Source organism: Ruegeria sp. CDSB114, from assembly GCF_059611025.1.
On sequence record NZ_JBXWOT010000002.1, the window covers coordinates 132,553 to 154,994 of the forward strand.

A 22,442-nucleotide genomic window follows, 5' to 3' on the forward strand; every position below is an offset into this window, starting at 1 on the left:
GAACGGAGGCCCGACTTGACCGCAAGAGAAACCTTGCCGATCCCCAGATTGTCTTTGCTGCTAACGCAGGTGGGGATGCTAAGCGAGCAGGTTTGGCGGTCTTTCTGGCCGTTTTTCTCAATTTCCATGGCGCTGTTGGCTGCGCTGATGCTCGGACTGCAGGACCATGTCGGGGTGGAAACCGTTTGGGTCGCGGGGTCGGCGGCGTTGTTTGGGCTGTTGGTTGCACTGATCCACGGCGCGCGGCGGTTCCGTATCCCGACACGAAACGAAGCGTTGATCCGGATGGATGAGACCCTGCCAGGGCGTCCTATCCAGGCTCTGATGGATGAACAGGCCATCGGCGCGATGGATGCTGATTCTGTGGCCCTGTGGCGGGCTCATCAGGCGCGTATGGCGGAACGTGCCGCACAGGCTGCGCCGGTAAAGCCCGATCTCCGACTGGCCGACCGCGACCCCTATGCTCTGCGGTTCATAGCTTTGCTGGCGCTGGTGATTGCCGTGCTTTTCGGCTCATTTTGGCGCATAGGATCCGTGACAGAGATGACACCGGGTGCAGCTGTTGCCGGGCAGGGACCAAGTTGGGAAGGCTGGGTCGAGCCGCCACGCTATACCGGCTTGCCAACGCTCTATCTGGCGGATCAATCCGACCCGACACTTTCGGTCCCGCAAGGCAGCCGCATCACATTGCGATTCTACGGCGAGGTCGGTGCGCACAGCTTGACCGAAACCTCGACACCGCTGGGCACGGAAGCGGTCACCGACCCTGAACAGGAATTTGTCGTCGAACGTTCGGGCCGAATGACGATAGACGGGCCTTCCGGACGCGATTGGGCGTTGGAAGTGATCGCAGATACGTCTCCACAGATCACCGTGTCGGACGTTGCCAAATCCGAAGCAGGCGGCCAGATGAAACTGCCCTTTGCGGCCAAAGATGATTACGGTGTGATAGCAGGCTCTGCCCTGATCGAACTGGATCTGGATGCAATTGATCGCCGCTATGGTCTGATGGCGATTCCAGAACCGCGTGAGGTGATCGAGGTTGAGTTACCGATGCCCATTACAGGCGACCGGGCCGATTTCACCGAGAATCTGATCGAGGATTTCTCACAACATCCCTGGGCGCATCTGCCAGTAAAGATCACTTTGATGGCGCGTGATGCTGCCGATCAGCAAGGGCAGTCTGAACCCTATACAACAGCACTTCCGGCGCGTCGGTTCTTTGATCCGCTGGCGGCTGCGATCGTTGAACAGCGGCGCGATCTGCTGTGGTCACGGGACAACGCGAAACGGGTATCTCAGATTCTGCGGGCGGTATCGTATCTGCCCGAGGACCTGTTCCGCTCGGATACGGCCTATTTACGCCTGCGGGTGACACTTCGGCGGCTTGAGACATTTACCGAATACGGGTTGAAGCCGACGCAGCAGGAAGAAATCGCGGCCTCACTATGGAAGCTGGCCGTATTGATCGAGGACGGTACGCTTGCCGACGCTCTTGAGCGGATGCGCCGGGCGCAGGAGCGCCTGACGGAGGCGATGCAGAACGGGGCAAGCGACGAAGAGATCGCTGAGCTGATGCAAGAGCTGCGCGAGGCCACCCAGGACTATCTGCAACAGTTACAGCGGTTGGCAGAGCAGAACGGCGAAGAAGGTCAGCAGGGGCAAGACGGTGAATCCTTGCAAATGACGCAGGATGATCTGCAACGGATGATGGATCGAATTCAGGATCTGATGGAGCAGGGCCGTATGGCCGAGGCGCAGCAGGCGCTGGAGGAATTCCAGCAGATGATGGAGAACATGCGCGTCACGCAAGGTCAGGGTCAAGGTCAGCAATCCGAAGGCCAACAGGCGATGGAGGGTTTGGCAGAGACATTGCGCGATCAACAGGGGCTGAGCGATCAGGCTTTCCGCGATCTGCAAGAGCAGTTCAATCCCGGTGCGCAGACTGGTGAAAACCAGGGCAATCAGGGCCGCAATGGCGGTCAGGGCCGTGGTCAGAGCCACGAAGGCCAGGGCGGACAGGGGCAGGGTTCGGACCAGGCTGATGAAGGTCAGCAGGGTCAGGGTTCGCTGGCCGATCGTCAACAGGCCCTGCGCGATGAGCTGGGCCGCCAGCAACAAAACCTGCCCGGTGCCGGTACTCCGGAAGGCGAAGCCGCCCGTGATGCGCTTGGGCGCGCTGGCCGCGCCATGGATGAGGCTGAGCAGGCTCTGCGGAATGACGAGCTGGCCGATGCTATCGACAACCAGTCCGAAGCGATGGATGCGCTGCGGGAAGGGATGCGCTCGTTAGGTGAGGCCTTGGCCCAGAACCAGCAGAATCAACCAGGTCAAGGCAGCCAGGAAGGCGACATGCAGGCCAACAACCGCGATCCACTGGGCCGCAACCCTGGGGCAAACGGGTCGATGTCAACCGATGAGAGCCTGCTGCAGGGTGAGGACGTTTATCGCCGTGCGCGCGAGTTGCTGGACGAAATTCGCCGCCGGACCGGTGAATCCGAACGCCCCGAGATTGAATTGGAATATCTCAAGCGCCTGCTTGAACGGTTCTGATCAGTTCTGAGAAGCGCCAGCCTGGGTATCCAGCCAAAGCCGGGCTTGATCCACCAAAGACACATAAGGTTTGAGAACTGCATCCGCCTGAGGAACAGCCTCACTGATTTGCGGAGCATTGCCGTAGATCAGGAACAGGATCACACCAAGTATCAAGATCAGAGCGAACCCACGCAGAAAGCCGCCGGATTTGGGGGGCGCAGGCGCTGATGCCTCAGGCGCATCTGCAGAGGCGTCGCCGCGGAATCCGGAATTGATCGTTTCGACATCGGGCAGGGCGTCACCTTGCCCGGAATCTTTAGCGGTTTCTGTAGCTGTCAGTTCCTTGACCGCCTGTTCGGGGTCTGGTTCCGGCTCGGAAGGTGGATCAAGGGCAAGATCAGGCTGGCTTTCAAGATTGCTGCCTTCCTGGGCCCGCAATTCGGCTTCGCGTGCGGCTTCTTCCTTCAGAATATCGGCGACCGAAGGATCCACATTGCTGACCGGCGCACCATCCTTTGGTAGGGCTTCGGGCTCGGGCTCGGTCTGGTCGGCGGTTTCTGACTCCGCCGGTGGAACAGCCTTATCCTCGGCAGACGTTTCATCTGAAGGTTGCTCAACGGCTGGATCCGCCGGATGTTTGGCCTGGAACCACGTTTTCTCGCAATTCGAACACTGAACATCGCGGCCTTCCTCTGGAATGACCTCGTCTGGCACCTCGTATTGGGCACTGCAGTTGGGACAAGTAAGACGCATGCTGCCTCCGGGCCGGGGGTTGGCCTGATAATAGTTTTTTTAAGAATGATATTCCGTTAGAACCAAACAGCAAAGCGCGTTTTCGGTTTCGCGGGCCAAGTGTCACCATTTGGACCCGGTACGGGCATTGAAACCTGAACCGCGCTGGGGCAAGAAGAGCGGCACAAAAATTGGGGGCCCCCGTGATCGAGCTGGACCATGTCAGCTACACCTATGGTGGAGGTGAATTGCTGAGCGACGTATCGCTTAAGCTTCAACCGGGGTCGTTTCATTTCCTGACCGGGCCGTCCGGTGCTGGCAAAACAACCCTGTTAAAGCTCTGCTATGGCGCATTGCTGCCCACATCGGGAAGGCTGAGCGTGTTCGATCAGGATATCGCCCGCCTTAACCGCGATCAGATGGCCCTGATGCGCCGCCGGATAGGTGTGGTGCATCAGGATTGCCGGTTTCTGGATCACATGACTTTGGCCGAGAATGTCGCTTTGCCGTTGATGGTATCCGGTAAGGCAGAAATTGCCGAGCAAACAGATCTGTCAGATCTGTTAAACTGGGTCGGGCTGGGTGCGCGTCTTGAGGCGCTGCCACCAGAGCTGTCAGGCGGTGAACGCCAGCGTGCGGCGCTGGCCCGTGCGGTGATGCTGTCGCCGGATGTCGTGCTGGCCGATGAGCCGACGGGCAATGTGGATTGGGAAATGTCTCAGCGCCTTTTGCGCCTGCTGGTCGAGTTGAACAAGATGGGTAAGACAGTCTTGATTGCGACCCATGATCTTAGCCTGATCCGTGCGGCGAAAAGCCAGGTGCAGGCGCGTGTTTTGCGCATCTCGCAGCGCCAAATTCAACTGGCGGGGGCGGATCTATGAACATGGAAACCTTCCGCAACCTGTTGAAGCGCGACGGTCGCGCCGACCGGGTTGTTCCGCCCACTGGCTATACTGCACATCTCACACTGTTCGTGTCCGGTGCGATGGGCTTTCTTGCGGTGTTCGCGCTGGCTCTGTCATTGGCGTCGGGGCGAGTTGCAGACCGCTGGGCAAGCGAACTTGCCGGCGCTGCCACGGTGCGGATCAATGCCCCGGCCGACCAGATGGCCGCCCAGACTGAAACCGCGCTGACGGTGTTGTCGCAAACACCCGGTGTCGCCTCTGCCCGGGCGTTGACCATCGAGGATCAGATTGCGCTGTTGTCGCCCTGGTTTGGCCCGGATTTGCCACTGGACACGCTGCCCGTGCCGCAGCTGATCGAAATTGTCGAAGGTGAGCCAGGTCTGGATGCAGCAGGATTGCGCCTGCGTCTTGGGGCCGAGGTGCCCGGAGCCGTTCTGGACGACCACTCGCGCTGGCGCGAACCTTTGGTTGATGCGGCCCGCTCGCTCCGGAGGCTTGGCTGGGTCTCAATCCTTCTGATTGGTGGGGCGACCGCCGCCATGATCACATTGGCGGCCAATGCGTCGCTGGCAGCCAACGCGCAGATTATCGAGGTGCTGCGTCTTGTCGGGGCCCGGGATCGATTTATTGCCAATGCGTTTGTTCGCCGCTTCACCTACCGCGCATTTTTTGGCGCGATGGTTGGTGTGCTGTTCGGAATGACAGGTGTGTTGTTGCTGCCCGAGGCATCGTCGGACGAGGGCGGCTTTCTGACGGGCCTGGGCTTTCAGGGGGCAGGGTGGCTGTTGCCAGCCCTCATCCCGGTACTGGGTGCTGCGGTGGCCTTTCTAGCCACATGGACTGCGGCAAACCGCAAATTGAAGGAGCTTTCGTAATGGCCACTCCAATTCAATGGATCCGCTCACTGGTCTTCATGATCGTGATCTACATGTGGATGCTGGTCCTTGGCCTCGTGTTTGCTCCTTACGCCATGTTTGCAAAGCGCGGAGCGCTGCATGCATGCAAGACCTATGCGCGCACAACCATGTGGCTGGCGCGTTGGATGGTTGGTATTCGATGCGAAATTCGCGGGACTGTGCCAGTGGACGAGGTGGTCATCGGGGCCAAACACCAGTCTTTCCTCGATATCATCATGATCTTTAGCGCGATTCCTCATGGCAAGTTCATTATGAAGCGCGAATTGCTGTGGACGCCAATCATTGGGCTTTACGCAAGCCGCCTAGGGTGCATCCCGGTCAATCGCGGCAAGAAGGGCGCCGCTGTGGCCAAGATGGTCCAGGATGTGGCGAAGGAATTTACAGAATCTGGCCAGTTGGTGATCTATCCGCAGGGCACCCGTGTCGCGCCAGGCGTTCACAAACCGTATAAGGTTGGAACTGCCGTCCTGTACGAAGGCTTGGGAATCCCTTGCGTACCTGTTGCAACAAATGCCGGAGTGTTCTGGCCCCGCAGCGGCGTGATGCGCAAACCCGGCCTTGCGATCGTCGACTTCCTTGATCCGATAGAACCCGGCGTCGAACGTGCGCGCTTTCTGGACCGATTGGAAGATGTGATCGAGACGCGCTCGAACGCTTTGATGACAGAAGTGGGGTTTGATCCTGATGCAGTTCATTGACGATATCGAAACGCTCGAGGGACATTACGGCGCACCGGGCGCCCCATCATTGCGTAAAGTAGCGCACCGGTTGACGCCTCTGTACCGGCAATGGGTTATGGCTTCGCGGCTATGCGTACTCAGTACGGTTGGGCCCGAAGGGGTCGATGGCAGCCCACGTGGCGATGATGGTTCGGTGGTTCTGGAACTGGATCCAAAGACATTGGCGATGCCCGACTGGCGCGGAAACAACCGGCTGGACAGCTTGCGCAATATCGTGCGCGATCCGCGTGTGTCCTTGATGTTCATGGTCCCAGGGTCGAACAATGTTGTGCGCGTCAACGGGTCGGCCCGACTGACAGCGGACCAAGACCTTCGAACTCGGTTCGAAAAACAAGGCAGGCTTCCGGCCACCGTGATCGTCATCGACATTACCGAGGTCTACACACAGTGCGCCCGTGCGCTGATGCGTGCGCGGACTTGGAGCAGCGGGGACGAAGCCGCCATATTGCCGACAATGGGTGAAATCCTGGCCGAAGCGTCAGACGGCGAGGAAGGTGGCACGCAATATGATGAGGCCTGGGGGCAACGCGCCGCAAAAACGATGTGGTAGCCTATTTACTTATCAAGGTTTGGTCAAAGAATCGTCACACGGGTAGGTAAGTAGAGAACCGTGAGGCAAATACAGGTTACAGGAGCCGTCAATGGAGCAGCTTAGTTCAGTTTGGGATTCTTTCCTGAACCACGCCCGCTATGTGTTTACGTCTCCTTTGGATCCCACGAACCGGATTTTCTATGTCTATGTTGGCAGTTCTCTGCTGATTGCCTTCGCCATCTATGCCGTGAAGCGCAGAAATGCGTCACATGTAGACGGAGAGAGCAGCTTTCTGGGGTTTCTGTTTCCCCGCAAGGTCTGGGACCACCCTTCGGCATGGCTCGATATCCGCTATTTCTTTTTCCACAAACTGATCGGGCATTTCCTGATATTGGGTCTGCTGGCCGGATCAGCCGCCTTGTCCTATCAATGGGCAAGCGGTGGGCTTGACCCCAATAACTCACCCCGGGCAGAGCCCTTGGTTGGCTGGTTGGGGGCTTTGGCTACCTTCACCTACATGCTCATTCTATTCCTGATTATGGATTTCATCGGCTACGCAGCCCATTACCTGCAGCACAAGGTCCCGCTGTTGTGGCAATTTCACAAAGTTCATCACAGCGCCGAGGTGATGCACCCGTTGTCGAATTTTCGCGAACATCCGATAGACAATATCCTCTACAATGCTGCGATTGGGTTTGGTGCCGGCGCAGTAACCGGGTTTGCGTTTCGACTGTTAGGGTACCAGCCGAACATGCCGGCATTGCTGGGCGTGCCGGTGCTGATGTTCTTGTTCAATGTCGGAGGCTATAATCTGCGACATTCCCATATCTGGTTGCGTTGGCCGGGTGTGTGGTCGAAAGTTTTTCCCTCGCCTGCGCATCACCACGTGCATCACAGTTGCCACCCGGACCATCTGGACAAAAACTTCGCCTTCATGTTTCCGTTCTGGGATGTGTTGTTCGGCACCTACATCATGCCCGAGGATAACAGGGACGTGAAATTCGGCGTGACCGAGAAGGACAAGGGTCACGAGATGGACACCTGCATGAAGCTCTATTTCCTGCCGTTCAGAGATGCGTGGCGTATTCTGAACAAGAAACGGCGGCCATCGTCTTACCAAGCGCCCGATGCAAATGCCGCCAGTCGCCATTCGGTCAAATAGCGAGCATCTGAGGTGGTTGCCGGCCTGACGTGATCCGCTGATCGCCTGTGCCCGGCAACGCCTTGGCGGTGGTTTCGGCTGGGCATAGTGACGCAAACGCCCTCAAGCCGCGGCGGCTCCGATCTTGGCGATCTTGCTGACCCAGCGGTCCACGTGGCCCGGTTTGGGATAACTTGCCCCGGCAAAATAGGTGAACCGGGTCGGCTTGAAGCCAACAAATCCCAATATCTGATCGCGTACCTGGCGGATCAGGGCCTGGCGATAGATCAGGCGCATGAACCAACCCGGCGTATCTGATGTCAGAATGACGCGCGCGGTGCGTCCGCTCAGCATCGGGGCGGGCAATCCAATCTTGGTGGTGTTTCGCGTGTCAAAGGTGCGTCCGGGGATGAACATCCGGTCGATCAGACCTTTGAGCTTTGCGGGCAATCCGCCCCACCACATTGGCGTGGTCAAGACCAGGTGCTCGCTCCATTCGAAATCTTGCAATACCTGCTCAAGAACCGGTTCTAGCGGTTTGAAATCGTGATAGTTGCCCTGACCAAAATCAAAGTCGAACTGCATCTCGCTTAGATGGACCAGACGCACGTCATGTCCCTTGCCTCGGGCGGCGTCGGCATAAGTTTCGGCAAAGGTCCGCGACAGGCTGCTATCGGCGGGGTGTCCGTCGAGGACGAGTATTTTCTTCGGTTGCATGGGGCTCTCCTGAAAATGACCGTGGTCACTTATAGAATCGGAAAGTGACCGCGGTCAATAAAAATTTGACCATGGTCAAAAAACATGCGAGCTAACCATATGCAAAAACCACCCCAGAAACGAACTCTCAAAACTCGGGCCCGGCTTTTGGCGGCTGCCGAGGCGCTCATTGAAAACAGCGGATACGAGGCGCTGAGGGTAGAAGAGGTCGTCCAGAGCGCTGGCGTCGCCAAAGGGACGTTCTTCGCGCATTTTCGCGACAAGGATGCCTTGATGGAGCTTCTGATCGCAGATCGGCTGAATGCCTGCCTCGATCAGGCCGAGGCTGGGACCGCGCCCAAATCGGTGAATGATATCATGACCGCCCTGCAGCCGGTTCACAGCTTCATGACATCCGAACGGTATGTCTTTGACTTGTTGATAAGATATTCGGGGGCGACGGCTATCGCCGATATCGGACCGATCGCATTTTGCTTTGAGCGCTACTTTCGTGTGGTGATGATGTGGCTTGACGCTGCGGATGTCCGACAGGACATTCCGACCGAGCTGTTGGCCGAAGGTGTTCAGGCCTTTGCCATTCAGGCCATGTCCCTGAAGTTCTGCGCCTTGCACGCCTCGACCGGTTTTACCGACCGGTTGAGGGTCTATCTGGATGCATGGTTGACCCCGGCGACCTAGTCACCGGGGTCCTTTTGTTAGCTGTGAATTGGCCCGTCACCGCAGGCCAGGGCCGCCTCACGCACCGCTTCGGAATATGTCGGATGCGCGTGACAGGTCAGCGCCAGATCTTCGGCCGAGGCGCCGAATTCCATCGCCACGCAGACCTCGTGAATCAAATCACCCGCAGCCGGGCCAATGATATGCGCGCCCAGAATGCGGTCGGTTTCCTTGTCTGCCAGAATCTTGACGAAACCATCCGAGGCAAAGTTCGCCTTGGCGCGGCCATTGCCCATGAACATGAACTTTCCGACCTTATAGGCACGGCCCTGTTCCATGAGCGTCGCCTCGGTCTCGCCGACATTGGCGACCTCGGGCCAGGTGTAGATCACGCCCGGAATGACGCCATAGTTCACATGCCCATGCTTGCCCGCAACCTGTTCGGCGGCGGCCATGCCCTCGTCTTCGGCCTTATGCGCTAGCATCGGGCCTTCAGTCACGTCGCCGATGGCATAGACGCCCGGCACGTTAGTCTGCCAATCGGCGCCTACCTTGATCTGACCGCGGGGTGTCATTTCAACACCCAAAGCGTCCAGCCCCAAACCATCCGAGAACGGTTTGCGCCCAGTAGCGACAAGGACGGTATCGGCGTCAATCACATGCTCGCTGTCATCCTTCAGCAGCTTATAGGTCACCTTGGCCTTGGTCTTGGTGGCTTCGGTCTTTTGCACCGCAGCACCCATGACAAAACTCAGGCCCTGTTTCTTAAGGATACGCTGGAAGGTTTTCTGAACCTCAGGGTCCATCCCCGGGGTGATTTCCTTGAGGAATTCGATCACCGTGACTTCGGAACCCAGACGGCTGTAGACCGAGCCCAGTTCCAGCCCGATCACGCCTGCGCCGATGACAACCATCTTCTTCGGAATCTTGCCCAGCGCCAGCGCGCCGGTTGAGGTCACGACGACCTTTTCATCCACCTCAACACCAGGCAGCGCGGAAGGCTCGGACCCGGACGCGATGATGATGTTCTTGGCCTCGTGAACCTCATCACCGACCTTGACCTGACCGGCAGCAGGGATCGAGCCCCAGCCTTTCAGCCAATCGATCTTGTTCTTCTTGAACAGAAACTCGATGCCCTTGGTGTTGCCGTCGATGACCTCATCCTTATAGGCCTGCATCTGCTTCCAGTCGACCGACGGGCTTTTGCCCTTGAGGCCCATCTTGGCAAAGTTATGTTCGGCCTCGTGCAGCTGATGGCTGGCATGCAGCAGGGCCTTCGACGGGATGCAGCCCACGTTCAGGCAGGTGCCGCCCAGCGTCTCGCGCCCTTCGACCACGGCGGTTTTCAACCCCAGCTGCGCGCAGCGGATGGCGCAGACATAGCCGCCGGGGCCTGCTCCGATTACGATGACGTCATAGTTTGCCATTTGTCCGGTCCTTGTATTTGGTGGGGTCGGATACGCTTGTCTGCGCAATGCACCCCCATTGAATAATCTATGCGGCAGCTCGAATCAAAACACAGCTGCCAACAGCATTGCAGTGGTCGCCAGCAGCCCGATCATCCAGATCACCGTACGCCATGGTGTCCAGCCAAATGCATAGGCCGGAACATAGGAAGCGCGTGCGATCAGGTAGACCCAACTACAGGCGGCAGTAAAAGCGCTGGATTGCCCCGAGGCCGTAATGACCAAAGATGCGATAGCGAACAAAACCAACCCTTCGGAATGGTTGCTAAGCGCCCGGTGCAGTCGTCCCATTGCAGCAGGTTTGTCAAACGGAGTATCACGTGGCCCCAACGCGTGCAGCACATCGACCTTGCCGTGGCCAGAGATCAAATAGGCGACAAATTGAGCGACCCAAAGAAGGGCTGCCAGCGACAAGACGGTCAATTCCGTGGTCATTCAGCTTGTTTCCTCGCACTAGGAACGGATGCGATAAATCGGTTTAAACTGGCGTCAGAAGCTTCACCTGAATATGCGCGATCCCGCCGCGTTCGTGATGCATGGCCAATTCCTCGGAATCAAAGAAACTCAGGGCCTTTTCAAGATCAACCACCTCAAACATTGCAACCGCATGATCACGCTGATCGGGGTCTTTCCAGATGTGGAGGTCGCGGATACCCGCGGCCTCTCGCATTGGCTTGTCTTCGCGAAACACTTTCAGCCAGACATCAAAATCAGCAACGTCAGCCTGCCAGAGTACATGAGTTGCCATGGTCATAGATCCATCAGCAGGCGGCGTGGGTCTTCCAGTGCCTCTTTCACGCGCACTAGGAAGGTCACAGCACCTTTGCCGTCCACGATCCGGTGGTCATAGGACAGAGCCAGATACATCATCGGGCGGATCTTGACCTCACCGTTGATGGCCATCGGACGGTCCTGAATCTTGTGCATACCAAGAATACCCGACTGCGGCGGGTTCAGAATCGGCGAGGACATCAGCGAGCCATAGACGCCGCCGTTCGAGATGGTGAAGGTGCCGCCCTGCATCTCTTCCATGCTCAGCTTGCCGTCACGGGCGCGCCTGCCCTTTTCGGCGATGGCCTTTTCGATCGCGGCAAATGACATCGAATCTGCATCACGGATGACCGGAACAACAAGACCGGTCGGCGTGCCTGCGGCGACACCCATATGCACAAAGTTCTTATAGACAATGTCGGTGCCATCAATCTCGGCATTCACTTCGGGCACTTCTTTCAGTGCATGACAGCAGGCCTTGGTGAAGAAGGACATAAAGCCCAGACGGACGCCGTGCTTCTTCTCGAACTGGTCTTTGTACTGGTTGCGCAGGGCCATCACCTCGGTCATGTCCACCTCATTATAGGTGGTCAGCATGGCGGCGGTGTTCTGGCTGTCTTTCAGGCGTTTGGCGATGGTCTGGCGCAGGCGTGTCATGCGCACACGTTCCTCGCGGCTGGCATCCTGTGCGGCAACGGGTGCGCGTGGTGCCTGGGTCGCAGGTGCGGGTGCCGCAACAGCGGGCGCTGGGGCCGCGACTGCCTTGGCCACATCTTCCTTCATGATACGTCCGTCGCGTCCGGTTCCCGTGACCTGATCGGCGGACAGGCCAGCCTGGGCCATGGCTTTCTCAGCCGAAGGCGCGTTGGCTATGTCTTTGCCACCACCATCGCTGCTGCCCGCTGCAGGTGCTGCCGCTGCCGGAGTGGCTACTGCCCCTGCTGCTGAACCCGAGATCACCGCCAGCTTGGCTGCGGCATCTACAGTTGCGCCTTCAGGGGCAACGATTTCTGCCAGAACACCCGCCACAGGGGCGGGAACCTCAACCGAGACCTTGTCGGTCTCCAGCTCACACAGCATCTCGTCCTGAGCGACGCTGTCGCCGACCTGTTTGAACCAGGTCGAGACCGTCGCTTCGGTCACGGATTCGCCCAGCGTGGGCACCATCACATCAACGCTGCCGCCCGAGGCTGCCGGAGCGGCAGCAGGCGCAGGTGCGGCGGCTGGGGCCGGGGCGGCACCTTCTCCGGCGACGATTGTTGCCAACAGGGCATTGACGCCTACGGTTTCGCCTTCGGCGGTGACAACCTCACCCATCACACCAGCGGCGGGCGAGGGGACCTCGACCGTGACCTTGTCGGTTTCAAGCTCGCACAGCATTTCATCGACCGCGACTGCATCACCGGGTTTCTTGAACCAGGTGGCGACGGTGGCTTCGGTAACGGATTCGCCCAGCGTGGGAACACGAACTTCAATGGACATCATTACTTTCCTTCAATGCTCAGCGCTTCGTTCACCAGCGCTTCTTGTTGGGCTTTATGTTGGCTGGCCAGACCTGTCGCAGGTGAGGCCGAGGTGGCGCGGCCGACATAGACCGGGCGGGTATGTTTGGCGCCGATCCGGGTCAGGACCCATTCGATATTGGGTTCGATAAAAGACCATGCACCCTGGTTCTTGGGCTCTTCCTGACACCAGATGATTTCGGCTCCCTTGAACCGTTCCAGTTCATTGATCAGCGAATGCGCGGGGAACGGATAGTACTGTTCGATCCGCATCAGATAGACATCGTCGATGCCGCGCGCGTCACGCTCTTCCAGCAGGTCGAAATAGACCTTGCCGGAACACATCACGACCCGCTTGATTTTGTCATCCTCGACCAGGGTTGTGTCCGAGTTACCCTTTTGCGCGTCGTCCCACAGCACCCGGTGGAAGCTGGAGCCGGTGGTGAAATCCTCGGCCGTGCTGATCGCCAGCTTGTGGCGCAGCAGCGATTTCGGTGTCACCAGGATCAGAGGCTTGCGGAAGGTTCTGTGCAGCTGACGGCGCAGGATGTGGAAGTAGTTCGCAGGCGTCGTGCAGTTGGCTACGATCCAGTTGTCCTGACCACACATCTGCAGAAAGCGTTCCAGACGCGAGGACGAGTGTTCAGGCCCTTGCCCTTCGAACCCGTGCGGCAGCAGGGTCACCAGACCGGACATGCGCAGCCATTTGCTTTCGCCCGAGCTGATGAACTGATCGAACATGATCTGCGCACCGTTGGCGAAATCGCCGAATTGCGCCTCCCACAGGGTTAGAGCGTTGGGTTCAGCCAGGGAAAAGCCGTATTCAAAGCCCAGAACCGCGTATTCCGACAGCATCGAGTCGATCACCTCATATTGTGATTGACCAGCCCGGATGTTGTTCAGTGGATAGTACCGCTCTTCAGTTTCCTGATTGATAAAGCCGGAATGGCGCTGGCTGAACGTACCGCGCGTCGCGTCCTGTCCCGACAGGCGAACTGGATAGCCTTCGGTCAGCAATGATCCAAAGGCAAGCGCCTCACCCGTGGCCCAGTCAAAGCCTTTGCCGGTTTCGAACATTTGCTTTTTGTGGTCCAGCAGGCGGCCGACAGTTTTATGGAGTGCAAATCCCTCGGGGGCCCGGGTTAGCGATGCGCCAACCTCGGCCAGGGTTTCTGGTGCAATCGCAGTATCGCCGCGAACATATTCGTCTTTGTTCTTATCCAGATGCGCCCAACGCCCGTCCAGCCAGTCGGCCTTGTTGGGCTTATAGTCTTTGCCGGCTTCGAACTCATCATTCAGATGGGCCTGGAAGGCGGCTTTCATATCTTCGATCTCGCCTTCGGGGATCAACCCGTCCTTGACCAGCCGCTCCGTGTACAGTGACAGCGTGGTCTTATGGGTCTTGATCTTCTTGTACATGATCGGGTTGGTGAACATGGGCTCGTCGCCCTCGTTATGCCCGAACCGGCGATAGCAGAATATATCCAGAACAACGTCCTTGTGGAACTTCTGGCGAAACTCGGTCGCAACCTTGGCTGCGTGTACCACCGCCTCGGGGTCGTCGCCATTCACGTGGAAGATCGGGGCTTCAACCATCAGTGCGATATCCGTGGGATAAGGGCTGGAGCGCGAGAAATGCGGTGCAGTGGTAAAGCCGATCTGGTTGTTCACCACGATATGCATGGTGCCGCCGGTCCTGTGACCGCGCAGGCCGGACAGGCCGAATCCTTCGGCAACGACACCCTGACCGGCAAAGGCCGCATCGCCATGCAGTAGAATGGCCATGACTCTGGTCCGGTCGGTGTCGTTCAACTGATCTTGCTTGGCGCGGACCTTGCCCAGAACAACAGGGTTCACCGCCTCAAGGTGGCTTGGGTTAGCGGTCAATGACAGGTGTACGCTGTTGCCGTCAAATTCGCGGTCGCTTGAGGCGCCCAGGTGGTATTTTACATCGCCCGAGCCATCCACGTCCTCAGGCTTGAAGCTGCCCCCCTGGAATTCGTTAAAGATGGCGCGGTATGGCTTGGCCATTACATTCGCTAGAATGTTCAGACGTCCGCGGTGTGGCATGCCGATGACAATATCGCTTAGGCCTAGGGCCCCGCCGCGTTTGATGATCTGTTCCATCGCGGGGATCAGTGCTTCGCCGCCGTCCAGACCAAAGCGCTTGGTGCCCATGTATTTCACGTGCAGGAACTTTTCGAACCCTTCGGCCTCGACCATCTTGTTCAGGATGGCCTTGCGGCCCTCTTTGGTGAACGCGATTTCCTTGCCATAGCCTTCGATCCGTTCCTTCAGCCAGGCAGCCTCTTCCGGGTTCGAAATATGCATGTATTGCAGCGCGAAGGTGCCGCAATAGGTGCGTTTCACGATCTCGACGATCTGGCGCATACTGGCCATCTGCAGGCCCAGCACGTTGTCGATAAAGATCGGGCGATCCATATCGGCATCGGTAAACCCATAAGTCTTGGGGTCCAATTCCGGATGCGTGCTGGCAGCCCGCATGCCCAAGGGGTCCAGATCGGCGGCCAGATGACCCCGAATACGATAGGCCCGGATCAGCATCAGCGCCCGCAGACTGTCCAGAACTGCGCGCTTAATCTGGTCTTCGCTGACGGCAACACCTTTGTCGGCGGCTTTTTCCTTGATCTTCTTGCCCGCCGCCTTGGCGTCGATCTCGGCCCATTCGCCAGTCAACGCACCGGTCAGATCATCCGTCGGCATCGGCGGCCAGTCGGACCGCGCCCACGAAGGCCCCTCGGCCTCGCGCTGGACATCAGGCGAGGCGTCGCCCATGGCCTTGAAGAACTCGGCCCAGGCGGCATCCACCGCGCCGGGGTTCTTGGAATACTGGGCGTAGAGCTGCTCCAGATATTCGGCATTATGCCCCTGCATAAAGCTTGAGGCGTGGAAGGCAGAGTTGGGCGAATGTTCGGTCATTGTAGGACCTCAAATGCGATTTCGGGTTTGGTATGGTTTAGTCTTGCGGATCTTCGGGGTAGTTTCCGGCCTCGAATACCCAGGTCATTCTTCGTCGAACGATATCTATCGTATCTGCGTCGAAATAATCGGGCACCGGAATGCCTTTTCGTCGTTCGGCCATCGACTTCTCGTGCGGCAATTCAAAGCTGTCTTCCGGCAGCCCAAAGGAGCGATAAATCTCGTTCAGGTCTGACTGAAGACATTCCATACGGACTAACCTGTCCACAATCAGCTTGTTGTCAATCGAGACTATGCCCCAGTCATTGCTCCAGGCCTTTGACTGAATGAACTCTTTGAACTGAGCAATTTCAGTCTGCTGGTCTTCCGAGGGCAATCCTTGCTGATGTTTCCGAAAGTGGTAATCGGATACAGCGCGATCGAAAGGATTTCGTACATTGGCGATTTTCGTATAGGTATCAAAGGTCTTTGCCCCAAGATTGGCCTTAACCTCTTTCGCAGGCATGTGGTTGCGCCATGCGTATTTGCGCCAGAACTGCCATTTTGGTCGGGCCAAATTTGCAGTTTTCCCACGTGCGCCGACAATACCGTATTTCGACACACAGGTTTGTCCACTTTCAAGCCGAGGAAGTCCGGGTTCTTCGCACAAGGGCTGAAGCGCCTTCTCGGTTGATGTTCCCGCTGTCTTTGTCGTCTTGAGGTAGACAAACTTATGCTCATGGCAAACCAAAACCATGTCAGATGGCCCCTCTGGCCGCCGGAACCACTTTTAGAGAGTTTCTGCTCAGCAGGTTCATAGGGTGACCTCTGAAGGGTTAGGGCCGTATTGATTGGTGCCGGGTTGGCTGGGGCGGGCCAGCAACCACAGAACCAGGATGGGCGACACAAACAGAACGATAAATGTCGGAATGACGATCAGCAGCGTGGCGCGGGTGAACAGGATGTCCAGATTGCCGCCATGCTGGAAATGCGAGGCGAGGCCGATGCCAAAGACCAGTACGGCCCCGGCACCAAAGAACAGCAGGATCGGCAGCAGCGCATACAGCCCGCTGCGCCCGGTATCATGCATCCGCCGCCATGCGACGGCCAGATGCGGGAAGAACACGATTAGACCAACAATACCCTGCACAGGCTGCGAAGACGTGACGGACACGGATCTGGACGTCTCGGTTTCAGTCACAGCGACTTGCGTGAAGAACTGCGCGTCGATGATCCCGGCGATGATGCTCCAGATCATGATGAATAGGAAAAAGAACCAGTATTCGGGCCGAGAGGCGCGCCCCGAGAAGGTGAAAAACTTGGAGAAACAGGTGCGGATGGCGTCGGAGAAGGTCATGGCGCGACCTTACTATCTTCGATTTGAGGATCATTCTGGTCGTGTTTTGGTGCTGATTGACGTGCTAGCCGAACAATCACCCAAATAATGCTGATAACACCGACGAGCCATGCAACCAAAAACATCGCTCCACTTTGTGGCATCATCATGGTTTCCGGCATTTCAATTTCTGCGGGAATTGAACTTTGATCAATTGCCACAGGCTCCGATGTCAAGAAGACAAGAAAAAACGAAAGAGTGATTGCGGGAATCGGCAAAAGCACGTGCCACCCAGGGCTACCTATGTCATGCATTCGACGCCAAGCTGCAGAAAACAGCGGTATTGCCGTTACGAGTTGCAAAGCAAGCCCGATCCATCCGCCGTCATAAGAGTGATGGGTCACAAGATTCTGAGTCTGCTCACCGCTAGAGTTTATCGAAACCTGAAAGCTCTGGGTGATTGTTGGTCCGAAAAGTGCGGAGTTCAGAATTGTCGCCACAACCGATGCAAGCAGCAAAAACAACACAAACTTCCAGAATTCGGGTCGAGAGGCTCTTCCTGAGAAGGTAATGTATTTTGAAAAACAGATGCGTGCCGCTTCAATAATCGTCATAGGATTTCCTTGGGCGCGTCTCAAATTTAAGCAGGGCGGACGTTGGCCGTCCACCCTGGAATCTGAGCGCTACTCTCAGAGAATATGCCCGGGGATTGGACACTTACCCAATCGCTTCCAGCACAGCCTCACCCAGCTGCGCCGGGCTTTCGGCCACGACGATACCGGCGGCGCGCATGGCTTCGATCTTGTCCTCAGCACCGCCTTTGCCGCCGGCGACAATCGCGCCCGCGTGGCCCATGCGGCGGCCCGGAGGGGCCGTGCGGCCTGCGATGAAACCCGCCGTGGGCTTCGAGCGGCCCTTCTTGGCCTCATCCGCCAGGAACTGCGCGGCTTCTTCCTCGGCCGAGCCACCGATCTCACCGATCATGATGATCGATTCGGTTTCGTCATCGGCCAGGAACCATTCCAGCACGTCGATATGCTCGGTCCCTTTGATCGGGTCGCCGCCGATGCCCACACAGGTGGACTGGCCCAGGCCTACGTCTGTTGTCTGTTTCACAGCTTCATAAGTAAGCGTACCCGAGCGGGAAACGACACCCACGCTCCCGCGTTTGTGAATGTGGCCGGGCATGATGCCGATCTTGCAGGCGTCGGGCGTGATCACACCGGGGCAGTTCGGACCGATCAGGCGCGAGCTTGAGCCTTCCAGCGCGCGTTTGACCTTCATCATATCCAGAACCGGGATGCCCTCGGTGATGCAGACGATCACCTCCATCTCGGCATCAATCGCTTCGAGGATCGAGTCCGCCGCGAAGGGCGGCGGCACATAGATCACGCTGGCATTGGCCTCTGTCACATGCTTGGCCTCGTGGACCGAGTTGAACACGGGCAGGTCAAGATGGGTCATCCCGCCTTTGCCGGGGGTCACGCCGCCGACCATCTTGGTGCCATAAGCGATGGCCTGTTCAGAGTGGAATGTGCCCTGCGAGCCGGTAAAGCCCTGACAGATCACTTTGGTATTTTCGTCGATGAGGACTGCCATTTGGCGTTCTCCTTATGTATGCGAATGAGATCGCTGAAATCCGTTTCAAAAGGCAAAGACTGCAATGCCTCTTTGTTGGCCCTAGTCGTAGATGTAAGCCGCAACCTCCTCTCGAGGTACGGGTTTGGATATCAGAACGATATGCCGAAACTGGCCACTTTTTTCTTTGGCTTCGTAGACCATCACGCTGCCGTTTTTGAGCTGATAAGCGTAATTAAACCGACCGCTTGGGAAGCGATCTTTTGGGGCTCCACCCGTGCGTCGGCTTGCTGCGTCTAGGAACAATCCGCCGACTTCTTCACTATTATTGGCGCCCAAGAAAGCGACGGCGCATGCCGCTTTGCCGTCCTCTTGGAACACAGTGGCGGTCATGAATTTTTCACCGGGTGCTATGTAAGCAGTATTTTCGCCTCGCTTAACTGAGCCTGTCAAACCACGTTTTTCTACAACCTTTAGGAACCCGTCGAAGTTGGGTAGCGTCTTCAAACAAGCCTCCGAAAACAATTGAACGGGCTGGTTCGTTTCGGCTTCGCTGAATGAGACGGCGGCGATTTTTTCTGCAGAAGGTGCGCCACAAGCTGTCAGAGTCGCGACACACGCCAATAAGGCTGCTTTGTTAGTAATCTTCACAGCTTAACCCTTAACCGCCTTCACGATCTTCTCGGCACCGTCTTTCAGGTTGTCCGCTGCGATCACGTCCAGGCCAGAGGTGTTGATGATCTCTTTGCCTTTCTCGACATTGGTGCCTTCCAGACGCACGACCAGCGGAACTTGCAGGCCGACCTCTTTCACCGCGGCCACAACGCCCTCAGCAATCACGTCACAGCGCATGATGCCGCCGAAGATGTTGACCAGAATGCCTTTGACCTGCGGGTCCGAGGTGATGATCTTGAACGCTTCGGTCACTTTCTCTTTGGTCGCACCGCCGCCCACGTCGAGGAAGTTGGCAGGTTCGGCCCCATACAGCTTGATGATGTCCATCGTCGCCATCGCCAGACCGGCGCCGTTGACCATGCAGCCGATCTCACCATCCAGTGCGATATAGTTCAGGTCGTATTTGCTGGCTTCCAGTTCCTTGGGGTCTTCCTCGGTCGTGTCGCGCAGTTCTGAAACATCCGGGTGGCGATACATCGCGTTGCCGTCAAAACTGACCTTGGCATCCAGCACCTTGAGGTCGCCGCTGTCGGAGACGATCAGCGGGTTGATCTCCAGCATTTCCATGTCCTTCTCGACGAAGGCGGCATAGAGCTGGCTCATCAGTTTGACGCATTGTTTGACCTGTGCGCCCTGCAGGCCCAGCGAGAATGCGATGCGGCGGCCGTGATAGGCCTGATAACCGGTGGCTGGGTCAACCGAGAAGGACAAGATTTTCTCAGGCGTGGCTGCGGCCACCTCTTCGATATCCATGCCGCCTTCGGTCGAGCAGACGAATGAGATGCGGCTGGTCTGGCGGTCTACCAGCAGGGCCAGGTACAGTTCGCGTTCGATGCCGGATCCGGCCTCGATATAGATGCGGTTGACCTGTTTGCCTGCGGGGCCGGTTTGATGGGTGACCAACGTGCGCCCCAGCATCTTCTTGGCTTCCTCGGCGGCCTCTTCAACCGATTTGGTCAGACGGACGCCGCCTTTTTCCCCGGCATCGGATTCCTTGAAAGACCCCTTGCCACGGCCGCCCGCGTGGATCTGCGCTTTGACGACCCAAAGAGGTCCGTCCAACTCACCGGCTGCGGTTTTAGCTTCCTCGGCGCGCAGGACCGCGCGACCGTCGGAAACCGGGGCGCCATAGCTGCGAAGAAGCGCTTTGGCCTGATATTCGTGAATGTTCATCGAAACTGTCCCGTCTGACTACGATTGACCGATATAGGCGTGTCTAAGGGGTAAGTTTAAAGGCTTTTTTGAAGTTGAGTAGGTTTTTCACGAAGATTTTCATTATTTGTGATCACAGCATTTCAGGGTGTGATCACAAAACTTGAGTCGGTATTGAGCGTTGATTCGTCGGGAAATTCACCCAATAGAATATGACGTTTTCAAGCTAGCGCTAACCTATCCGCGTCTGAGGCGGACGATACCCTTTTTCACAGACATCACCAGTTTGCGCAGTTTGCCCAACAAGCCTTTGTCGACCAGTGGTCGGACTTTTTTCGACGCGCCGGGCGTGAGCTGTGCGTCGGCTTCGATAAGGCTGTTGATATGACGTTCGAGATCGGGCCCTACCAAACCGGCGACAGTTCTAGCGCTGTCCAGCCGCTTGTCATGACGGCTGTGAAATTTGTAGTGATGCAGCAGGCGCGGGGCGCTGTGCAGAAAACCGAACATCTCGGCCTGACGATAATCGAGGAAGTTGTACTCGGGTGGCAGAACTGCCAGTCGCAACGCGCTGGCAAACAGCTTTTCGCGGATCAGCGCCTGATCTGAGGTCAGGTTTTCCGAGATGATAGTCTCTTGTACATCTCGCAGGAAATCCAGCACTGCGTCCGAAGTGCGAATGCCAACCAGCCCACCATTGAGATGGGGAAATGCGTTGGGCAGCGGAGTTTTCCAAATACGTTGCGCATGGGCCGAGTTGCGCAAAGGGTCATGGACCATCGCGATATCAAACTGCTCCAGGACGGTGAAGATATCCGACATATCTGCCAGACAGCGCACATCGGCATCCAAATAGACCGTCTTTTCGAACCGGGACCGCACAAGGCTTTCGAACTTGGGTCGGAACCAGCTTTTGTCCAGCATGTGGATTTGGTCAAACACTTCTGTTCCCGGGATGTTTTCGAGGTCGGTGAACAGATCGACCGGTACATCCGGCATGGCGACCTTTAACGACCGAGCCGCTGCCACCGCTGTTTCGATGTAATCCTTACCGCTTGCGGCAATCACAAATCCCTGGGGCGACATGGCAATCTTCCAAAAAATGACCCGGCCCACCAAAGGTGAGCCGGGCACTGTTTAACGGTATTAGGCGGATCAGGCCAGAGAGCTGTCGATGCCTTTACATGCTTCGATCAAACCCTTCACGGCGTTGACCGAGTTGTCGAAACCGGCTTGCTCTTCTTCGTTGAGCTTGATGTTGACGATACGCTCGATACCGCCTGCGCCGATCACGGTGGGTACGCCGACATACATGCCTTCGACACCCAGCTCTCCGTCGCAATAAGCGGCGCAGGGCAGAACACGTTTCTGGTCTTTCAGATAGGCTTCGGCCATTTCGATTGCCGATGTGGCAGGCGCATAGAAAGCCGAACCTGTTTTCAACAGGCCAACGATTTCAGCCCCGCCGTCTCGGGTACGCTGCACGATTTCGTCCAGTTTCTCTTGTGTGGTCCAGCCCATCTCGACCAGATCGGGAAGCGGGATGCCCGCAACGGTAGAATAACGAACCGAAGGAACCATGGTGTCGCCGTGGCCACCCAGAACAAAGGCAGTGACGTCGCGCATGGACACGTTGAATTCTTCCGACAGGAAATGGGCAAAACGGCCCGAGTCCAGAACGCCCGCCATGCCGCAGACCTTGTTGTGCGGCATGCCCGAGAATTCACGTAGAGCCCAGACCATCGCGTCCAGCGGGTTGGTGATGCAGATGACAAAAGCATCGGGCGCGTTGGCGGCGATGCCTTCACCGACCGACTTCATGACTTTCAGGTTGATGCCCAGCAGGTCATCACGGCTCATGCCTGGCTTGCGTGGGACACCTGCGGTGACGATGCAAACGTCGGCGCCTGCGATGTCCTCATAGGACTGGGTGCCTTTCAGCTTGGCGTCGAACCCTTCGGAAGGGCCGGATTCTGCGATATCCAGCGCCTTGCCTTCCGGAGTGCCTTCGGCGATGTCGAACAGCACGACGTCACCGAGTTCCTTCATTGCTGCGAGGTGGGCGAGCGTGCCGCCGATCTGACCTGCGCCGATCAGCGCGATCTTGGGTCTGGCCATTTGGAAAATCTCCGGTCGGTATTGAAATCGCGGTTTTGCTAGTCCTAAA

Annotated in this window: 22 protein-coding genes; 7 read left to right on the plus strand and 15 right to left on the minus strand. The window is 57.4% G+C overall.

The annotated features are described in order from the left end of the window. The first annotated feature begins 15 nt into the window (after positions 1–15). Positions 16–2,553 carry a TIGR02302 family protein gene (locus tag AC2FIP_RS08180; protein WP_496785897.1) on the plus strand — a complete coding sequence of 846 codons (2,538 nt, stop codon included), beginning with the start codon at positions 16–18 and terminating at the stop codon, positions 2,551–2,553. On the opposite strand, the gene AC2FIP_RS08185 is transcribed toward AC2FIP_RS08180, so the two are convergent. Beyond that, positions 2,554–3,288, minus strand: coding sequence for a zinc-ribbon domain-containing protein (locus AC2FIP_RS08185; RefSeq protein ID WP_496785898.1), 735 nt, complete (start codon positions 3,286–3,288; stop codon positions 2,554–2,556). It abuts the gene before it with no gap. A 182-nt stretch (positions 3,289–3,470) separates the two neighbouring features. On the opposite strand from AC2FIP_RS08185, the gene AC2FIP_RS08190 reads away from it, so the two are divergent. The 5 genes from AC2FIP_RS08190 (at position 3,471) to AC2FIP_RS08210 (ending at position 7,523) form a co-directional block, all read left to right on the plus strand. After that, positions 3,471–4,148, plus strand: coding sequence for a cell division ATP-binding protein FtsE (locus AC2FIP_RS08190; RefSeq protein WP_496785900.1), 678 nt, complete (start codon positions 3,471–3,473; stop codon positions 4,146–4,148). Continuing rightward, complete coding sequence (locus tag AC2FIP_RS08195; RefSeq protein ID WP_496785901.1) at positions 4,145–5,047, plus strand: cell division protein FtsX; 903 nt, start codon at positions 4,145–4,147, stop codon at positions 5,045–5,047. The genes AC2FIP_RS08190 and AC2FIP_RS08195 overlap by 4 nt, the downstream gene beginning before the upstream one ends. Further along, positions 5,047–5,787: a lysophospholipid acyltransferase family protein gene (locus tag AC2FIP_RS08200; protein ID WP_496785903.1), complete on the plus strand. Its 741-nt coding sequence runs from the start codon at positions 5,047–5,049 to the stop codon at positions 5,785–5,787. The genes AC2FIP_RS08195 and AC2FIP_RS08200 overlap by 1 nt, the downstream gene beginning before the upstream one ends. After that, positions 5,774–6,379, plus strand: coding sequence for a pyridoxamine 5'-phosphate oxidase family protein (locus tag AC2FIP_RS08205; protein ID WP_496700916.1), 606 nt, complete (start codon positions 5,774–5,776; stop codon positions 6,377–6,379). The genes AC2FIP_RS08200 and AC2FIP_RS08205 overlap by 14 nt, the downstream gene beginning before the upstream one ends. A gap of 91 nt (positions 6,380–6,470) precedes the next feature. Further along, on the plus strand, positions 6,471–7,523 hold the full coding sequence (locus AC2FIP_RS08210; protein WP_496785904.1) for a sterol desaturase family protein: 1,053 nt from the start codon (positions 6,471–6,473) through the stop codon (positions 7,521–7,523). A 102-nt stretch (positions 7,524–7,625) separates the two neighbouring features. On the opposite strand, the gene AC2FIP_RS08215 is transcribed toward AC2FIP_RS08210, so the two are convergent. Next, positions 7,626–8,219 (minus strand): NAD(P)H-dependent oxidoreductase, encoded by a 594-nt coding sequence (locus AC2FIP_RS08215; protein WP_142635456.1) that lies wholly within the window; start codon positions 8,217–8,219, stop codon positions 7,626–7,628. Between the two features lie 99 nt (positions 8,220–8,318). Here AC2FIP_RS08215 and AC2FIP_RS08220 point away from each other — a divergent pair, with 99 nt between their 5' ends. Further along, on the plus strand, positions 8,319–8,897 hold the full coding sequence (locus AC2FIP_RS08220; RefSeq protein WP_496785905.1) for a TetR/AcrR family transcriptional regulator: 579 nt from the start codon (positions 8,319–8,321) through the stop codon (positions 8,895–8,897). A gap of 17 nt (positions 8,898–8,914) precedes the next feature. Here AC2FIP_RS08220 and lpdA read toward each other — a convergent pair whose 3' ends face one another. From lpdA to mdh, 13 genes are all read right to left on the minus strand, one after another. Continuing rightward, entirely contained in the window at positions 8,915–10,303 is a 1,389-nt protein-coding gene (gene lpdA / locus AC2FIP_RS08225) for a dihydrolipoyl dehydrogenase (protein ID WP_496785907.1), read from the minus strand. Positions 10,304–10,387: 84 nt separating this feature from the next. Next, complete coding sequence (locus tag AC2FIP_RS08230) at positions 10,388–10,777, minus strand: MAPEG family protein (RefSeq protein ID WP_496700912.1); 390 nt, start codon at positions 10,775–10,777, stop codon at positions 10,388–10,390. A gap of 43 nt (positions 10,778–10,820) precedes the next feature. Continuing rightward, the gene (locus AC2FIP_RS08235) at positions 10,821–11,090 is read right to left on the minus strand and encodes a hypothetical protein (protein ID WP_142635953.1); all 270 of its coding nucleotides are present in this window, start codon (positions 11,088–11,090) and stop codon (positions 10,821–10,823) included. A gap of 2 nt (positions 11,091–11,092) precedes the next feature. Then, positions 11,093–12,595 carry a 2-oxoglutarate dehydrogenase complex dihydrolipoyllysine-residue succinyltransferase gene (gene odhB / locus AC2FIP_RS08240; protein WP_496785909.1) on the minus strand — a complete coding sequence of 501 codons (1,503 nt, stop codon included), beginning with the start codon at positions 12,593–12,595 and terminating at the stop codon, positions 11,093–11,095. 2 nt (positions 12,596–12,597) lie between these two features. Then, entirely contained in the window at positions 12,598–15,555 is a 2,958-nt protein-coding gene (locus AC2FIP_RS08245) for a 2-oxoglutarate dehydrogenase E1 component (protein ID WP_496785911.1), read from the minus strand. Between the two features lie 37 nt (positions 15,556–15,592). After that, positions 15,593–16,291 carry a sulfotransferase family 2 domain-containing protein gene (locus AC2FIP_RS08250; RefSeq protein WP_496785912.1) on the minus strand — a complete coding sequence of 233 codons (699 nt, stop codon included), beginning with the start codon at positions 16,289–16,291 and terminating at the stop codon, positions 15,593–15,595. 57 nt (positions 16,292–16,348) lie between these two features. Next, positions 16,349–16,891 carry a DUF805 domain-containing protein gene (locus AC2FIP_RS08255; protein ID WP_496785914.1) on the minus strand — a complete coding sequence of 181 codons (543 nt, stop codon included), beginning with the start codon at positions 16,889–16,891 and terminating at the stop codon, positions 16,349–16,351. Further along, complete coding sequence (locus AC2FIP_RS08260; RefSeq protein ID WP_496785915.1) at positions 16,888–17,484, minus strand: DUF805 domain-containing protein; 597 nt, start codon at positions 17,482–17,484, stop codon at positions 16,888–16,890. Before AC2FIP_RS08260 ends, AC2FIP_RS08255 begins: the two co-directional genes overlap by 4 nt. A gap of 103 nt (positions 17,485–17,587) precedes the next feature. Continuing rightward, a complete protein-coding gene (gene sucD, locus AC2FIP_RS08265) occupies positions 17,588–18,469 on the minus strand; it encodes a succinate--CoA ligase subunit alpha (protein WP_496785916.1) in 882 nt (293 codons plus the stop codon). Positions 18,470–18,550: 81 nt separating this feature from the next. Then, a complete protein-coding gene (locus AC2FIP_RS08270; RefSeq protein WP_271948433.1) occupies positions 18,551–19,099 on the minus strand; it encodes a hypothetical protein in 549 nt (182 codons plus the stop codon). Positions 19,100–19,102: 3 nt separating this feature from the next. Beyond that, the gene (gene sucC, locus AC2FIP_RS08275; protein WP_496785918.1) at positions 19,103–20,296 is read right to left on the minus strand and encodes an ADP-forming succinate--CoA ligase subunit beta; all 1,194 of its coding nucleotides are present in this window, start codon (positions 20,294–20,296) and stop codon (positions 19,103–19,105) included. 216 nt (positions 20,297–20,512) lie between these two features. Further along, complete coding sequence (locus tag AC2FIP_RS08280) at positions 20,513–21,361, minus strand: putative nucleotide-diphospho-sugar transferase (RefSeq protein ID WP_496691796.1); 849 nt, start codon at positions 21,359–21,361, stop codon at positions 20,513–20,515. Positions 21,362–21,430: 69 nt separating this feature from the next. After that, positions 21,431–22,393: a malate dehydrogenase gene (gene mdh, locus AC2FIP_RS08285; protein WP_496785919.1), complete on the minus strand. Its 963-nt coding sequence runs from the start codon at positions 22,391–22,393 to the stop codon at positions 21,431–21,433. Between the last annotated feature and the right edge of the window lie 49 nt (positions 22,394–22,442).

What these genes read in the sequence shown, in the direction of transcription:
- AC2FIP_RS08185 (WP_496785898.1), bottom strand. Translation starts at nt 3,288, where the DNA reads ATGCGTCTTACTTGTCCCAACTGCAGTGCCCAATACGAGGTGCCAGAC.
- AC2FIP_RS08195 (WP_496785901.1), top strand. Translation starts at nt 4,145, where the DNA reads ATGAACATGGAAACCTTCCGCAACCTGTTGAAGCGCGACGGTCGCGCC.
- AC2FIP_RS08200 (WP_496785903.1), top strand. Translation starts at nt 5,047, where the DNA reads ATGGCCACTCCAATTCAATGGATCCGCTCACTGGTCTTCATGATCGTG.
- AC2FIP_RS08205 (WP_496700916.1), top strand. Translation starts at nt 5,774, where the DNA reads ATGCAGTTCATTGACGATATCGAAACGCTCGAGGGACATTACGGCGCA.
- AC2FIP_RS08210 (WP_496785904.1), top strand. Translation starts at nt 6,471, where the DNA reads ATGGAGCAGCTTAGTTCAGTTTGGGATTCTTTCCTGAACCACGCCCGC.
- AC2FIP_RS08215 (WP_142635456.1), bottom strand. Translation starts at nt 8,219, where the DNA reads ATGCAACCGAAGAAAATACTCGTCCTCGACGGACACCCCGCCGATAGC.
- AC2FIP_RS08220 (WP_496785905.1), top strand. Translation starts at nt 8,319, where the DNA reads ATGCAAAAACCACCCCAGAAACGAACTCTCAAAACTCGGGCCCGGCTT.
- lpdA (WP_496785907.1), bottom strand. Translation starts at nt 10,303, where the DNA reads ATGGCAAACTATGACGTCATCGTAATCGGAGCAGGCCCCGGCGGCTAT.
- AC2FIP_RS08230 (WP_496700912.1), bottom strand. Translation starts at nt 10,777, where the DNA reads ATGACCACGGAATTGACCGTCTTGTCGCTGGCAGCCCTTCTTTGGGTC.
- AC2FIP_RS08235 (WP_142635953.1), bottom strand. Translation starts at nt 11,090, where the DNA reads ATGGCAACTCATGTACTCTGGCAGGCTGACGTTGCTGATTTTGATGTC.
- odhB (WP_496785909.1), bottom strand. Translation starts at nt 12,595, where the DNA reads ATGTCCATTGAAGTTCGTGTTCCCACGCTGGGCGAATCCGTTACCGAA.
- AC2FIP_RS08245 (WP_496785911.1), bottom strand. Translation starts at nt 15,555, where the DNA reads ATGACCGAACATTCGCCCAACTCTGCCTTCCACGCCTCAAGCTTTATG.
- AC2FIP_RS08250 (WP_496785912.1), bottom strand. Translation starts at nt 16,291, where the DNA reads ATGGTTTTGGTTTGCCATGAGCATAAGTTTGTCTACCTCAAGACGACA.
- AC2FIP_RS08255 (WP_496785914.1), bottom strand. Translation starts at nt 16,891, where the DNA reads ATGACCTTCTCCGACGCCATCCGCACCTGTTTCTCCAAGTTTTTCACC.
- AC2FIP_RS08260 (WP_496785915.1), bottom strand. Translation starts at nt 17,484, where the DNA reads ATGACGATTATTGAAGCGGCACGCATCTGTTTTTCAAAATACATTACC.
- sucD (WP_496785916.1), bottom strand. Translation starts at nt 18,469, where the DNA reads ATGGCAGTCCTCATCGACGAAAATACCAAAGTGATCTGTCAGGGCTTT.
- sucC (WP_496785918.1), bottom strand. Translation starts at nt 20,296, where the DNA reads ATGAACATTCACGAATATCAGGCCAAAGCGCTTCTTCGCAGCTATGGC.
- AC2FIP_RS08280 (WP_496691796.1), bottom strand. Translation starts at nt 21,361, where the DNA reads ATGTCGCCCCAGGGATTTGTGATTGCCGCAAGCGGTAAGGATTACATC.
- mdh (WP_496785919.1), bottom strand. Translation starts at nt 22,393, where the DNA reads ATGGCCAGACCCAAGATCGCGCTGATCGGCGCAGGTCAGATCGGCGGC.